Source organism: Tenacibaculum larymnensis (assembly GCF_028829235.1).
Taxonomy (GTDB): domain Bacteria; phylum Bacteroidota; class Bacteroidia; order Flavobacteriales; family Flavobacteriaceae; genus Polaribacter; species Polaribacter larymnensis.
Map to the genome: position 1 here is coordinate 70,372 of NZ_JAIWJY010000002.1, position 13,534 is coordinate 83,905.

The following is a 13,534-nucleotide window of genomic DNA, read 5'->3' on the forward strand; positions in this document are numbered from 1 at the left end:
TGAGTTTCTATTGTTGAGGTATTCCCTCTAAAATTCCGTTTAAAATCTGTTTTATATAATTTGTGTTTTCCATTTCTGTGTAGATTTCTGGAAAATTCTTTTCTTCTAATAAGGTTTTGAATTGTTGTAAGTTATGAATATATTCATTTAAAGACTCAATAACATTTTCTTTGTTTTGTTCAAAAATAGGAGTCCACATTGCTGGTGAACTTTTAGCTAATCGTACTGTTGAGGCAAACCCACTACCAGCCATATCAAAAATATCACGTTCGTTTTTCTCTTTTTCGATGACAGTTTTACCTAACATAAAAGAACTGATATGTGATAAATGTGATACATATGCAATATGTTTATCGTGCGATTTTGGATCCATATATCGAATACGCATTCCTAATTTTGAAAAAATTTCTAAGGCTTTTTCTTGTAATTTGAATGCAGTTTTTTCTACCTCACAAATAATATTAGTCTTGTTTCTAAATAAATTTATCAAAGCTGCATTGGGGCCTGAAAACTCTGTTCCAGCAATCGGATGCGTAGCTAAAAAATTTCTTCTCTTCGGGTGATTTTTAATAACATTACAAATTTGTTCTTTAGTCGAACCTGCATCAAACACCAAACAATCATCTGAAATAATATCCAATGTTTTCAAAATTACTTCTTGTGAAACATCTACAGGAATGGCGATAATAACAATGTCTGCATTTGATAATTCTGAAAATACCGCTTTTTGATGGATGATCCCTCTTTCTAAAGAAAGATTACCATGTTCTTCATTGGAGTCAATTCCGTAGATAGTTGCATTTTTAAATGCTTGCTGAATATCTAGGGCAAAACTTCCGCCGACTAATCCTAAACCTATGATAAATACATTCATTATATTCTGTTGATTGCTTCTTTTATTTTTTCTTCTGGTACGCATAATGAAAAACGGATGTATCCTTCACCTTGGCTGCCAAAGATGGTTCCTGGAGCCGCAAAAATGTGCTTGTTATATAATAACTCATCAATCATTTCTTCAGACGTTTTTCCTTCAGGAAGTTTACACCAAACAAACATTCCTGAGGTATTTTTATCGTAGGTGCATCCTAGTTTTTCTGCTAATTCAAATACTAGTTTTTGTCTCTTTTTATAGGTGTTGTTTAATTGTACAAACCAATTCTTGTCTAACTCTAAAGCTTTTGTTGCTCCTTTTTGGATTCCGTAAAACATCCCTGAATCCATTTGAGTTTTTACTTTTAAAATTTCAGTTAAGAATTCAGGTTTTCCAAGTAACATTCCAACACGCCATCCCGCCATATTGAATGATTTACTAACCGAATTTAATTCAATAGCAATGTCTTTAGCTCCTTCAATGTGTAAAATACTTTGAGGGTGTTCATTCAGTATAAAGCTATATGGATTGTCATTTACAATAACAATATTGTGCTTCTTTCCAAAGTCAATTAACTTTTGAAAAGTTTCTTTGGTTGCATCTGCACCAGTTGGCATATGCGGATAATTTACCCACATTAATTTTATTTTTGAAGTGTCTAGTTTTTCTAAGGCATCAAAGTTAGGTTGCCAATTAGTAACTTCTTCCAAATCGTAAAAAATAGGTTCTCCTCCCAATAAATTGGTTACAGAACTGTAGGTTGGATATCCTGGGTTAGGAATCAATACCTGATCTCCTTCGTTTAAAAAGGCTAATGAAATATGCATAATTCCTTCTTTGCTTCCCATTAAAGGAAGTACTTCATTGTTAGGATTTATGGAAACTTTATAGTTATTCTGATAAAAGTTAGCAACAGCTTGTCTGAATTCTGGTAAACCTTGATAACTCTGATAGCTATGCGCTCCAGTATCTTGTAAACTATCTTGGATAGCTTTTAATACTGATGTTGGAGGTTGTAAATCAGGGCTACCAATACCAATGTTTATAATTGGTTTACCTTCTGAAATTAATTGACGTACTTCTTGTAATTTTTTTGAGAAGTAGTACTCTTGTACGGTTTGTAATCGATTAGCAAACTGTATCATGATCTTCCGTTTTTATATTCACCTAATATTTTAAATTCTTCTGCCATAATTTGAATTACAGCCTTTGCTTTTTCATAATCTTCGTATTTGTCAAAGGTTACATCAACAAAAAAAGCATATTTCCATGGTGTTTCAATTTTTGGTAATGATTGTATTTTGGTAAGGTTTAATTTACAATCACTCATTACGTTTAACATTGCTGCTAAACTTCCTCTTTTATGGTCTAATTCAAATTTTAATGAAGCTTTGTTAATTTCATTTTTACCGTTTTTAGGAAGGCTTGTTTGAAGAAATACAAAGCGAGTTGCGTTATTTTTAATAGTTTGAATTTCATCTTCAATAATTGATAAACCAAAAATATTAGCTGCCATTTTTGGTGCAATTGCAGCAACACCTTTTAATTGATTTTCTGCAATTCTTTTTGCGACTGCAGAGGTGTCAACGTCTTCAACAAGTTTTATATGTTTATGCTGTTTGAAAAACTCTTTACATTGTAGTAAAGCCATTGGGTGTGAGCAAACTTCAGTAATATCTTCAATTTTTTGGTTAGGTAGCGCCATCAAATGATGATGTATAGGTAGATAATACTCTCCAGAAATATGTAAATCATGTTTATCAATTAAAGCATAATTTGGTATGATTGAACCTGCAATAGTGTTCTCTAACGCCATAACTGCTTGCTCACTTTTTAAGCTTAAAAGACTATCAACTAATATATCAAAAGATAAACATTCGTGTAGGTTGATGTTTTCTCCGTAGTAGTTGTTCGCAACAATATGGTGGTTGCTTCCTTGTATTCCTTGAATGGCTATTTCTTTCATTTTTAATCAAAAAAAAAGCCTCGATAAATTCGAGACTTTGATTGGGTATATGTTTTTTTGTTAGGTTAACAATATGATACAAAGTCTCGTCTCTTACTAAAAAAGTAAAAGTAAAAATAGAAACCTTGCCATACGTTTTGTAACATCATTGTATTTGTGTTCTTTGTACAGGACAAATCTTAGAAATAAATTTAACTAAACCAAACTTTTTTTTGAAAAAATGTAAAAAATAAAAGCTCCTCTAAAAAGAGAAGCTTTTTGCGGTCTGGACGGGACTCGAACCCGCGACCCCATGCGTGACAGGCATGTATTCTAACCAACTGAACTACCAGACCGTTGCTTGAAGCAATATATTGTATGTTTTTAGAGAAACTTTAGCGGTCTGGACGGGACTCGAACCCGCGACCCCATGCGTGACAGGCATGTATTCTAACCAGCTGAACTACCAGACCGTTGCTCTAAGCGGATGCAAATATATAACCTTTTTTTAAATAAAAAAGAGTTATTTTATAAAAAATTCTGTCTACTGATAAGATAAGAGGTAAGTATTTTATCATATCCCTCATTTATGTCTACAGGAACATAATCTATCTTGTATTGTAAGCATTTGTTTTTTAGGTTGTTGAAAAAACCGCTACTCAATTCTTGATATTTTTGCTGTACATTTTCAGCATATAAATTTATTTCTTCTCCTGTTTCAACATCTAAAAATTTTTTTGGTGTATTGTCGAAATCAAACAAGAATTCTGTTTTTTTATCATAGGTATGAAACAAGACAACTTCGTGTTTGTTAAATTTAAGGTGTCGTAACGCGTCAAAAAGCTCTTCTTCATTTTTACTAGTTTGAAACATGTCTGTAAATAAGAAAATCAAAGACCTTCTATGAATTTTTTCAGCTATTTCATGTAAGTATTGGTAGGTTTCTGTAGAAGAGGTAGATTCAGACGACAGTAATTGCTCTAATTGGTGTAATAACATCTTACGGTGACGTTCACTTCCTTTTTCAGGAGCATAATACTCATAAGTGTTTGAGTAAATACTTAACCCAACAGCATCGCGTTGTCTTTTTAAAATATCCATTAAAGCAGCAGCTGCAACTGTAGAAAAACCAATTTTATTCAAATTATCAACTGATTGATTTTTGCTGATAGGATAATGCATAGAAGCTGAGTTATCGATAATTAAATGACACCTAAGATTCGTTTCTTCTTCATATTTTTTAGTGTATAGTTTTTCAGTTTTAGCAAACAACTTCCAATCAATATGCCGAGTGCTTTCTCCTTTATTATAAAGTTTGTGTTCAGAAAATTCAACCGAAAATCCATGAAACGGACTTTTGTGCATACCTGTTATAAAACCTTCTACTACTTGTTTAGCCAATAATTCGAGGTTTTTTAGTTCAGAAGTCGTGTTTTTAAGATCAATCATATAATTTCGAAGATAAAAAAAAGGTTTAGCAATTGCTAAACCTTTTCTATAATATCAAATTAAAATACTATTTATATATTATAAAGCAGCATCAATTTTATCAGTATATGCTTTTTTAGGAGCGGCACCTACTTGTTTGTCAACAACTTCACCATTCTTGAAAATTAATACAGTAGGGATGTTTCTTACACCGTATTTAGCAGCAAACTCTTGATTTGCATCTACATCTACCTTACCAACTACAGCTTTACCGTCGTATTCATTACTAATTTCATCAACGATAGGAGATACCATTCTACAAGGTCCACACCAAGCTGCCCAAAAATCTACTAATACTGGTTTGTCAGATTTTAATACTACTTCTTCAAAAGAAGCATCTGTAATTTCTAATGCCATTTTATTTATGTTTTTATCTAAGTTACTTTCTTATTTGTACAGTACAAATGTAAACAAATATTTTACCAATACAATTTTACAAAAATTACTTTTTATTATCATAATATCAATACTTTCTATTTACTTGTAAGTTTGTTTTTAAGTGTGTAAAATAATCTATAACTTTGCCGAATATTTTTGAGGAAAAATTTGACTGATTGCAACCTCATGGAACAAGAGTTCAGAATAAAAAATGCTAAAGCAGTAATTTTCTACTCCTTTTAGCGACTCAGCAATCCAAGTTTTTTCTTTATAGTTAAATTTTAAAAAGAAGTATTTATGTCATATTTTTTTACTTCGGAAAGTGTTTCTGAAGGACATCCAGATAAGGTAGCAGATCAAATATCTGATGCTTTAATAGACAATTTTTTAGCTTTTGATTCAGATTCTAAAGTAGCATGTGAAACATTGGTAACAACAGGACAAGTAGTATTAGCTGGGGAGGTGAAGTCTTCTACTTACTTAGATGTTCAAAAAATTGCTCGTGAAGTAATTAACAAAATTGGATATACTAAAGGTGAATATATGTTCGATGGAAATTCTTGTGGAGTGTTATCTGCAATTCATGAACAGTCAGATGATATTAGTCGTGGAGTAGATAGAGCATCTAGAGAAGAGCAAGGTGCTGGAGACCAAGGGATGATGTTTGGGTATGCGACAAACGAAACTGAGCATTATATGCCATTAGCGTTAGACTTATCACATATAATTTTAAAGGAATTAGCAGCGATACGTAGAGAAAATAAGGAAATTACTTATTTACGTCCAGATGCTAAGAGTCAGGTAACAATTGAATATTCTGATGATAATGTTCCGCAACGTATTGAAGCAATCGTTGTTTCTACACAGCACGATGATTTTGCTGATGACGAAACAATGTTAGTAAAAATTAGAAAAGATATTGTTGAGGTTTTAATTCCTAGAGTTAAAGCACAATTAACTCCAGAAATTCAAGCGTTGTTTAATGATGATATTAAATATCATATTAATCCAACAGGAAAGTTTGTAATTGGAGGACCGCACGGAGATACTGGATTAACAGGTCGTAAAATCATTGTAGACACTTACGGAGGGAAAGGAGCACATGGTGGTGGAGCTTTCTCAGGAAAGGACCCTAGTAAAGTTGACCGTTCTGCTGCGTATGCAACACGCCATATAGCTAAGAATTTAGTGGCTGCAGGAGTGGCTGATGAAGTATTAGTACAAGTGTCATATGCAATTGGGGTAGTAGAGCCAATGGGAGTTTTTGTGGATACTTACGGAACATCAAAAGTTGATTTAACCGATGGAGAAATAGCTCAAAAGGTTTCAGAAATTTTTGACATGCGTCCACACGCTATTGAAGATCGTTTAAAGTTACGTAACCCAATGTATAGTGAAACAGCAGCTTATGGACATATGGGAAGAACTAATGAAGTAGTTTCTAAAACGTTCACGCAGCCGAATGGTGAAAGTGTAACCTTAGATGTTGAATTGTTTACTTGGGAAAAGTTAGATTATGTAGACAAGGTAAAAGAAAGTTTCGGATTGTAAGAAATTAAAAAAAATAATTTAAAATACCTGTAATTTTTATTGCAGGTATTTTTTTATACAGCTATTTTTGTTACGAAATTAAAAACAATATTAACCGAACTTGTTTTTATATTTTTCAAATTGCTAAAAATTGCTGTTATCTCTTTTATTCTTCTGTAATTTATTTCAAGTATTTTACGTTAGAGGAGGTGTTTAATTTTTACTTGAATAATAAAAATAAGTTCATTTAAAAATTACAAAAAAATGAAAAAATTAAAGTATGTTTTTGCTATTGGATTAGGAATAACCTTGCTAACAGCTTGCAGTAGCACTGCATCTGATGATTTTGATGAAATCAATGGGGAAGCTAAAAAGAAAAGATTAAAAAGTATTGCTGCTACTAACCAAGAAAGCGAAACAATTACTACTCAGTTTATGTATAATGCTGAAAAGGAATTAGTAAGTGTTTCTGGAACAAACGGAACAGATGCTACTTTAATAAACTATAACAATGATGGGAGTACTATCAAAGTAACTGCAGATAACGATCCTTCAGAAAGTCTTTCAATAGAGGAGTTGTATCAATCACCATATAATATTTATGACACAGGAATAACATTAGAATATGATTCTAACAAAAATCCTAGTAAAGTTTTATTTCAAGTAGAGGTTTATGACTGGGAAACTGAAATGAATGTTATTGAAAGTTATACAGCTGAAATGTTTTATGACAATAAGCCAAATATGTATTTTTCTACTTTAGAGGCCGCAGGAGTTATAGAGATTTTAGATGGGGTTGATGTTAGTTTCGGTGTAAACCCTCAAGCTTCAGAAATAATAAAAGCTAGGAAATTATTACCATTAAATAATGTAACGAAAATTATTTATAAAGATGCAGATGATAAAGTTGTAGGTACCTTAACAATAGATTATACTTACGATTCAGATGGTTACCCATTAACGGGAAAAGGATTAGCAGTTGGAGGAGAGGAGTCAATTGCTATAAACACAACTTATAGTTATGAGTAAATTAAACTATTAAAACTAAAAAGCCTCGACATCGTCGAGGCTTTTTTATTTTTTACTTCACTTGAAATATAAAGGGTATTCTAGCTTGAATTCCTTTTAGGTTTTTCATTTTGTGAATATTATAGTATAACTGATAGTTCTCATCACCCAAAGTTTCTTTAAGTATTTCTTCTTTTGAAGCTTTCATAAATGGAGAAAACTTTAGAGCTTCTTTTAAATCAGTCTTGTAATTAGGATAATTACGAACTTTGTAGTTTTCAAGTTCTGCTAATTCAGCAGCAGCTTTAATTGCGTCATTTAATCCCCCTAATTGATCTATTAAGCCATTTTTAATAGCTTCTTTACCAGTCCAAACTCTTCCTTGTGCTATTTCATTAACTTGTTCAAAGGTCATATTACGTCCAGCTGAAACACGGTTTACAAATGTAGTGTACATCTCCTCAATTCCTTCTTTTGTAACATCGTAAAACTTCTTATTCATTGGTTCAAAAACACTGTAAGAAGGACTGTTGTTGGTTGAAACTTGTTCTGCGTTAATACCTATTTTATCTGTAAATTGACTAAAGTTAGGAATGGCTCCAAAAACTCCAATAGATCCAGTAATTGTAGTTGGTTCTGCAAAAATTTTGTTTGCGTTACAAGCAATATAATAACCTCCAGAAGCAGCATAATTCCCCATAGAAACAACTATAGGTTTTTCTTTTTTAGTAAGTTCTAATTCGCGCCATATTAGTTCAGAAGCTAATGCATTACCTCCAGGAGAGTTTACACGTAGTACGATAGCTTTTACATTAGTATCTTTTCTAGCTTTTCTAATGGCTTTATTAATAATTCCTTGACCGATAAAATCTTTGCTACCTTCCCCGTAAATAATATCTCCTTGTGCATAGATTACGGCAATTTTATCTTTAGCGGTTGAAGAAATCCTTCCTTTACCAGAGCTAATATAGTCTTCAATAGAAATTGTATTTACTTTTTTATCAGAACCCATAGCCAACTTTTCTTTGTACTCATCTTCGTAAATAGAAGCATCAATTAAGTTGTTTTCTTTAGCTACGGTAACGTTTCTTCCATTATAATTATCGGCAATAAGGTTTAGTTTTTCAATAGAAATGTTTCTACTTTTACTAATATCATCTGTAATTTCTGACCAAATAGATTTTAAAAATGAAGTAGTTTGTTCACGATTAGCTTCACTCATTTCATTTTCTAAAAATGGCTCTACAGCACTTTTATATTTTCCGTGGCGAACAACTTCCATTTTAATTCCATACTTATCTTCAAAATCTTTAAAATATAAAATTTCGGTAGATAAACCTCTAAAATCAATAACACCAATAGGGTTTAAAAATAAACTATCAGCAACAGAACTTAGGTAGTAATTTTTTTGAGTATAAATATCATTGTAGGCATATACAAATTTACCACTCTCTTTAAACTCTTCAGTTTTGTTTCTTATAGCTTGTATTTGTGCAATACCAGCATTTATAAAAGGTGTTTTAATACTTATTCCTTTTATTTTATCATCTGTTTTTGCATTCTCAATAGCATTTATAATCTTGTTTAAAGCTAATTTTTCATCTGTTAATTCTAAAGCTTCTGCAATAGGGTTGTTTTCTTTTGGGGCATAATCTTTAATAGGAGTTGATAAATCTAATTCTAAAACCGAGTTTGATTTTACAACAACTTTTTCTTCAGCTCCAACGATAGAAGCTATTGCAAAAAAGAATACAAAAAGTAAAAAAATGGCAATAAAAAAGCCAAGAATAGAGGCAAGTAAATTTCTTAAAAACTTCATGTTGTATGGTTAATTTTTTTGAGCAAATATACAGTTTTTAGAAAGACGCCTTTTTACTAAGATTTTGCTAGTTCCAGCGATTTATTCCTACACCTAAATTCATGCGATATTTTCGTTGTGCGAACTCAAAATAATTAAAAAGTTTATAGTTTACATCATAACCATAATCAACGTGTGGACTATAATCAATTATATTTTCATAAATGTTTGAATTAAATTGTAGAGGATTTCTAGCTCGATAATTCCATGTATTTACATAAAGACGGTTTTTATTTTCGAGATATTGTTGTGAATAAAAGCCTTCTGGTTTAGCGATGCTGTTTAAATAGGTAGTAAAACCAGGGTCTATAATTATAATTTCATATTCTAAACTATCATTAGCAATTACAACAGGTTCCTCTTTTTGTTGAGTGTTTGAAGCATTTTTTATAGGAGTAGAACTACAAGACCATAACAAAACTCCGATAATACTAAGAAATATAATGCGTTGTAAGGTTTTCATAATCAGTATGATTTGTAATTATAAAAGTGCAAAAATTATTCCGTTTTTAATTGATTTTTAACTTGTTTAACAGTAATTTTCAGCATTAAATAATAGAAAATGAAGAAAAGGTGTTTTTGGGTTAGTGATGACCCATTATATATTGAGTATCATGATAATGAATGGGGAGTGCCCGTATATGATGATGATAAATTGTTTGAGTTTTTAATATTAGAAACCTTTCAAGCAGGCTTAAGTTGGATTACGATTTTAAAGAAAAGAGAAAATTTTAGAAAGGCGTTTGATAATTTCGACTACAAAAAAATAGCAAAATACTCTGAAGATAAATATGAAGAGTTGCTTCAAGATGCAGGGATTATAAGGAATAAACTAAAGATAAAAGCTACAATAACTAATGCACAATTGTTTATAAAAGTGCAAGAGGAGTTTGGGTCGTTCTCAAAATATATTTGGGATTTTACAAACGGTAAACCAATAACGAATAAGTTTGAAAAGAAAGAAGAGGTTCCGGCTACCACAGAGCTTTCCGATGCTATTTCAAAAGATTTAAAAAAGCGAGGATTTAAGTTTGTTGGCTCAACTGTAATTTATGCGCACATGCAAGCAACAGGAATGGTAAATGACCATACAACGGACTGTTTTAGATACCATGAAGTTTAAATTTCGTAATTTTAGCATTCAAAAAAATAAATTAAAAACTATATAAATGAAACTAAAACAAATGCTTTGTGTGTTTGCAGCAGCAGGAGTATTAACTTCTTGTGGTGTAGATGCAAAAAAAGAGCCTAAAGTAGTAGAAAAAAAGGCAAAAGAGTTTGAGTATGTTGTTGAGCAATTTGCTGATATAAAAGTATTACGCTATCAAATTCCAGGGTTTGATGAGTTAACACTAAAAGAAAAGAAGTTAGTGTACTATTTAACTCAGGCTGGTTTATCTGGACGTGATATTATGTGGGATCAAAACTACCGTCATAATCTTGAAATTAGAGCAGCTTTAGAAAATATCAATAACAACTTTAAAGGAGATAAAGAAAGTGAAGATTTTAAAGCGTTTACAACTTATTTAAAAAGAGTATGGTTTTCAAACGGAATCCATCATCATTACTCTAACGATAAGTTAAAGCCTACGTTTTCTAAAGAATACTTAGAAACGTTATTAAAAGAAACTAATACTGAGTTATCTGCTGAAGCATTAGACGTTATTTTCAATGATAAAGATGTTAAAAAAGTAAACAAAAAAGCAGGAGTAGATAATGTATTAGCATCTGCAGTAAATTTTTACGGAGCTGATATTACTAGTAAAGATGTAGAAGAGTTTTATGCGAAAGCAGATAAAGGACCAGAAGGACAACCAATTGAGGCTGGATTAAATTCTAAATTAGTTCGTGAAGATGGAAAGCTAGTTGAAAAAGTGTGGAAGTCTGGAGGAATGTATGGACAAGCAATCGATAAAATTATTTATTGGTTAGAAAAAGCTAAAGAAGTAGCAGAAAACGAAAAGCAAGCCAGAACATTAGAGTTGTTAATCGAATACTATAAAACAGGAGATTTACATACTTGGGATGAATATGCAATTGCTTGGGTAGAATCTACCGAAGGAAACATTGATTGGATTAATGGTTTTATTGAAGTTTATAATGATCCTAAAGGGTACAGAGGTTCGTACGAAACAATCGTACAAATCAAAGACTTTGATATGTCTAAAAAAATGAAAGTATTATCAGACAATGCACAGTGGTTTGAAGATAATTCTCCGTTAGATCCAAGTCACAAAAAGAAAGATGTTGTAGGAGTTTCATATAAAACAGTAAATGTTGCAGGTGAAGCAGGAGACGCGTCGCCAAGTACTCCAATTGGAGTGAATTTACCAAACAATAACTGGATTCGTCAACAACACGGTTCTAAATCAGTATCGTTAGGAAATATTATAGGTTCATATAATAATGCTGGAGGAACTGGACGCTTAAAAGAATTTGCTAACGATCAAGAAGAAATCGATTTAGAGATTAAGTATGGTAAGTTAGCAGATAAATTACACACAGCATTACATGAGGTAATCGGACATGCTTCAGGTGTAATTAATGAAGGAATTGGGCAGCCAAAAGAAACTTTAAAAAATTATGCTTCTACAATGGAAGAGGGTAGAGCAGATTTAGTTGGGCTGTATTATTTAATGGATCCTAAATTACAAGAATTAGGATTAGTTGATGACTGGCAAAAAGTTGGTAAAGCTGCTTATGACGGGTATATCAGAAATGGATTAATGACTCAGTTAATCAGAATTAACTTAGGAGATGATATTGAAGAAGACCACATGGTAAACCGTCAATGGGTTTCAGCTTGGGCTTTTGAACAAGGAGCAAAAGATAATGTAATTGAAAAAGTTACTAAAGATGGTAAGACATATTATAATATTAATGATTATGAGAAACTTCGTGAGATATTTGGACGTTTATTAAAAGAAGCGCAAAGAATTAAATCAGAAGGAGATTTTGAAGCGGCAAAAGCATTAGTAGAAGGTTACGGAGTAAAAGTAGATCAAGATATTCATAAAGAAGTTTTAGATCGTAATGCACAGTTTACATCTGCTCCTTACAGCGGATTTGTAAATCCTGTATTAGAGCCAGTAACAGATGCTGATGGAAACATCACTGATATTAAGATCAAGCAACCAGAAACTTTTGAAGAGCAAATGAACTTCTATGCTAAAAACTATAATTTCTTACCAGTAAAAAACTAAGAAATTAAGTTTTAAAATAGTTGAAAATATCAAAACCGATTCTGATTAGAATCGGTTTTGTATTTTTAGAGGGATTAATAAAAGATAAATGGCAAAAAAAGTAAAAGATCCTGGTTTAGGTTATAGCTCCAGTAGTAATGCTCAAAGAATAATAAATGCAGATGGTAGTTCTAATGTTGTTCATGCAAACAGAAGATTTGGAGCTGATGACTTGTATGCTTTTTTTATAGAATTACCGTGGTGGCAATTTTTTGTATTTATCCTCATTGGGTATTCTCTATTGAATATTCTTTTTGCATTTGTATATGTGTTTATTGGGATAGAACAAATAACACCTTCAAAAGACAATTTTTTTGACGATCTTTTAAATGGATTTTTCTTTAGTGCACAAACCCTAACAACAGTAGGGTATGGAGGAATCGCTCCTAAAGGTATTGCAGCAAATGTTATTGCAGCTTTTGAGGCAATGATTGGATTGTTGAGTTTTTCTTTTATTACAGGATTGTTATATGGGCGTTTTTCAAAAGCAAAAGCATCTATCCGTTTTAGTGAAATTTTAATTTTAAGAGACTTTAAAGAAGGAAGAGCATTAATGTTTAGGTTAATGAATCGTCGTAAAACAGTAATGATAGAGCCAGAAATAACTGTAACATTATCCCTTTCAGAAAAAAAAATGAATGGAGAATACAAACGACAATTTTATGAGCTCAAACTGGAAAGAAGTAAAATTATGTATTTGCCTACCGTATGGACAGTTGTACATGAAATAGATGAGAAAAGTCCGTTACATAAATATTCAAACAAAGAAATAAGTGAATTAAACGGAGTTCTTTATGTTTTAATGCAATATCATGAAGAATCTTTTGGGCAAAAAGTATATCAAATTACTTCGTACAATTTCTCTTCTCTTGAAGTAGATGTTAAGTATACATCATCATTTTATTTTGATGAAGAAGGTAATACTGTATTAGATCACTCAAAATTAAGTGAAATATCAAAAATGAATTAGAATTACCTTGTTAGTAGTTTTGATAAGAATAATAATGCAATTACTACTGCAATTCCTATTGCCACATAAATAGCTGCATTTTGATAATATTTTTTATTGTTTTTAGCATCCTTTTTGTAGCTAAAAAACATCAAAATAATAAAAGCTATTACAAATAAACTAGCAAAAATGATTCTGCCCGTAGTAAACATTTTAGCAGCAATAAGTATAAACATAAAATTGTATTTTTAGCAAAGTTAAAGAA

13 protein-coding genes and 2 tRNA genes are annotated in these 13,534 nt (G+C 31.4%); 5 read left to right on the forward strand and 10 right to left on the reverse strand.

Annotation, left to right across the window (positions count from 1 at the left end; genetic code table 11):
* Positions 1–7: 7 nt before the first annotated feature.
* The 7 genes from LCI24_RS03125 to trxA all read right to left on the reverse strand — a co-directional run bounded on the left by LCI24_RS03125 (position 8) and on the right by trxA (position 4,661).
* Complete coding sequence (locus LCI24_RS03125; protein WP_274639128.1) at positions 8–874, reverse strand: prephenate dehydrogenase; 867 nt, start codon at positions 872–874, stop codon at positions 8–10.
* On the reverse strand, positions 874–2,016 hold the full coding sequence (locus tag LCI24_RS03130; protein ID WP_274639129.1) for a pyridoxal phosphate-dependent aminotransferase: 1,143 nt from the start codon (positions 2,014–2,016) through the stop codon (positions 874–876). The genes LCI24_RS03125 and LCI24_RS03130 overlap by 1 nt, the downstream gene beginning before the upstream one ends.
* Positions 2,013–2,837 carry a prephenate dehydratase gene (locus LCI24_RS03135; protein WP_274639130.1) on the reverse strand — a complete coding sequence of 275 codons (825 nt, stop codon included), beginning with the start codon at positions 2,835–2,837 and terminating at the stop codon, positions 2,013–2,015. The genes LCI24_RS03130 and LCI24_RS03135 overlap by 4 nt, the downstream gene beginning before the upstream one ends.
* A 261-nt stretch (positions 2,838–3,098) precedes the next feature.
* Positions 3,099–3,172: transfer RNA gene (locus tag LCI24_RS03140), tRNA-Asp, on the reverse strand.
* A gap of 43 nt (positions 3,173–3,215) precedes the next feature.
* Positions 3,216–3,289 (reverse strand) — tRNA-Asp (locus tag LCI24_RS03145).
* A 55-nt stretch (positions 3,290–3,344) separates the two neighbouring features.
* Entirely contained in the window at positions 3,345–4,265 is a 921-nt protein-coding gene (locus LCI24_RS03150) for a DUF58 domain-containing protein (RefSeq protein ID WP_274639131.1), read from the reverse strand.
* A 78-nt stretch (positions 4,266–4,343) separates the two neighbouring features.
* Entirely contained in the window at positions 4,344–4,661 is a 318-nt protein-coding gene (gene trxA, locus LCI24_RS03155) for a thioredoxin (protein WP_028892415.1), read from the reverse strand.
* A 318-nt stretch (positions 4,662–4,979) separates the two neighbouring features.
* On the opposite strand from trxA, the gene metK reads away from it, so the two are divergent.
* Positions 4,980–6,233, forward strand: coding sequence for a methionine adenosyltransferase (metK, locus tag LCI24_RS03160; protein WP_274639132.1), 1,254 nt, complete (start codon positions 4,980–4,982; stop codon positions 6,231–6,233).
* Positions 6,234–6,476: 243 nt separating this feature from the next.
* Complete coding sequence (locus LCI24_RS03165) at positions 6,477–7,241, forward strand: hypothetical protein (protein ID WP_274639133.1); 765 nt, start codon at positions 6,477–6,479, stop codon at positions 7,239–7,241.
* A gap of 52 nt (positions 7,242–7,293) precedes the next feature.
* Here LCI24_RS03165 and sppA read toward each other — a convergent pair whose 3' ends face one another.
* Positions 7,294–9,039, reverse strand: a complete 1,746-nt coding sequence (gene sppA, locus LCI24_RS03170; RefSeq protein ID WP_274639134.1) for a signal peptide peptidase SppA — start codon at positions 9,037–9,039, stop codon at positions 7,294–7,296.
* 67 nt (positions 9,040–9,106) lie between these two features.
* Positions 9,107–9,541, reverse strand: coding sequence for a DUF6146 family protein (locus LCI24_RS03175; RefSeq protein ID WP_274639135.1), 435 nt, complete (start codon positions 9,539–9,541; stop codon positions 9,107–9,109).
* 99 nt (positions 9,542–9,640) lie between these two features.
* Here LCI24_RS03175 and LCI24_RS03180 point away from each other — a divergent pair, with 99 nt between their 5' ends.
* The 3 genes from LCI24_RS03180 (at position 9,641) to LCI24_RS03190 (ending at position 13,290) form a co-directional block, all read left to right on the forward strand.
* Positions 9,641–10,201 (forward strand): DNA-3-methyladenine glycosylase I, encoded by a 561-nt coding sequence (locus LCI24_RS03180; RefSeq protein ID WP_274639136.1) that lies wholly within the window; start codon positions 9,641–9,643, stop codon positions 10,199–10,201.
* Positions 10,202–10,247: 46 nt separating this feature from the next.
* On the forward strand, positions 10,248–12,281 hold the full coding sequence (locus LCI24_RS03185; protein ID WP_274639137.1) for a dipeptidyl-peptidase 3 family protein: 2,034 nt from the start codon (positions 10,248–10,250) through the stop codon (positions 12,279–12,281).
* A gap of 88 nt (positions 12,282–12,369) precedes the next feature.
* Positions 12,370–13,290: an ion channel gene (locus LCI24_RS03190; protein ID WP_274639138.1), complete on the forward strand. Its 921-nt coding sequence runs from the start codon at positions 12,370–12,372 to the stop codon at positions 13,288–13,290.
* A gap of 2 nt (positions 13,291–13,292) precedes the next feature.
* On the opposite strand, the gene LCI24_RS03195 is transcribed toward LCI24_RS03190, so the two are convergent.
* Complete coding sequence (locus LCI24_RS03195; RefSeq protein ID WP_237270910.1) at positions 13,293–13,505, reverse strand: hypothetical protein; 213 nt, start codon at positions 13,503–13,505, stop codon at positions 13,293–13,295.
* Positions 13,506–13,534 lie beyond the last annotated feature (29 nt).

Coding starts and splice junctions, on each gene's coding strand:
- LCI24_RS03125 (WP_274639128.1), bottom strand. CDS start 874: ATGAATGTATTTATCATAGGTTTAGGATTAGTCGGCGGAAGTTTTGCC.
- LCI24_RS03130 (WP_274639129.1), bottom strand. CDS start 2,016: ATGATACAGTTTGCTAATCGATTACAAACCGTACAAGAGTACTACTTC.
- LCI24_RS03135 (WP_274639130.1), bottom strand. CDS start 2,837: ATGAAAGAAATAGCCATTCAAGGAATACAAGGAAGCAACCACCATATT.
- LCI24_RS03150 (WP_274639131.1), bottom strand. CDS start 4,265: ATGATTGATCTTAAAAACACGACTTCTGAACTAAAAAACCTCGAATTA.
- trxA (WP_028892415.1), bottom strand. CDS start 4,661: ATGGCATTAGAAATTACAGATGCTTCTTTTGAAGAAGTAGTATTAAAA.
- metK (WP_274639132.1), top strand. CDS start 4,980: ATGTCATATTTTTTTACTTCGGAAAGTGTTTCTGAAGGACATCCAGAT.
- LCI24_RS03165 (WP_274639133.1), top strand. CDS start 6,477: ATGAAAAAATTAAAGTATGTTTTTGCTATTGGATTAGGAATAACCTTG.
- sppA (WP_274639134.1), bottom strand. CDS start 9,039: ATGAAGTTTTTAAGAAATTTACTTGCCTCTATTCTTGGCTTTTTTATT.
- LCI24_RS03175 (WP_274639135.1), bottom strand. CDS start 9,541: ATGAAAACCTTACAACGCATTATATTTCTTAGTATTATCGGAGTTTTG.
- LCI24_RS03180 (WP_274639136.1), top strand. CDS start 9,641: ATGAAGAAAAGGTGTTTTTGGGTTAGTGATGACCCATTATATATTGAG.
- LCI24_RS03185 (WP_274639137.1), top strand. CDS start 10,248: ATGAAACTAAAACAAATGCTTTGTGTGTTTGCAGCAGCAGGAGTATTA.
- LCI24_RS03190 (WP_274639138.1), top strand. CDS start 12,370: ATGGCAAAAAAAGTAAAAGATCCTGGTTTAGGTTATAGCTCCAGTAGT.
- LCI24_RS03195 (WP_237270910.1), bottom strand. CDS start 13,505: ATGTTTATACTTATTGCTGCTAAAATGTTTACTACGGGCAGAATCATT.